Genomic DNA, 297 nt, shown 5'->3' with positions numbered 1-297 from the left:
CTCCGCAGGTGTCAACACCACCGCGTGGAAGGTCTCTGCTGGCGCAGCCGCCCGAGTTCCCGTCGCGCGCGCAACCAACCTGGTCCGTGCCCTCGAGGAATGCAAGAAGAACGGTATGTTCGTCATCGGCCTTGACGGCGGGGGAGACGCGTCGTTGCGCGGGTTGAAGCTCGCCGATGCGCCGCTGGTCGTTGTCACCGGCGCCGAAGGGGCGGGCCTGTCCCGCCTGGTCCGCGAAACCTGCGACCAGATTGTGTCCATCCCGATCTCGTCCGCGGTCGAATCGTTGAACGCCGC

1 protein-coding gene is annotated in these 297 nt (G+C 67.0%); it reads left to right on the top strand.

Going from position 1 to position 297, the window contains the following annotated elements; genetic code table 11:
- Window positions 1-297 (top strand): TrmH family RNA methyltransferase (locus tag QP415_RS11400; RefSeq protein ID WP_285100147.1); only part of this gene is annotated, 297 nt, incomplete at both ends.

Origin of the sequence: Pauljensenia sp. UMB3104, from assembly GCF_030217285.1 — a bacterium.
Lineage (GTDB): Bacteria > Actinomycetota > Actinomycetes > Actinomycetales > Actinomycetaceae > Pauljensenia.
This window is presented reverse-complemented; position numbering and strand designations above follow the sequence as displayed.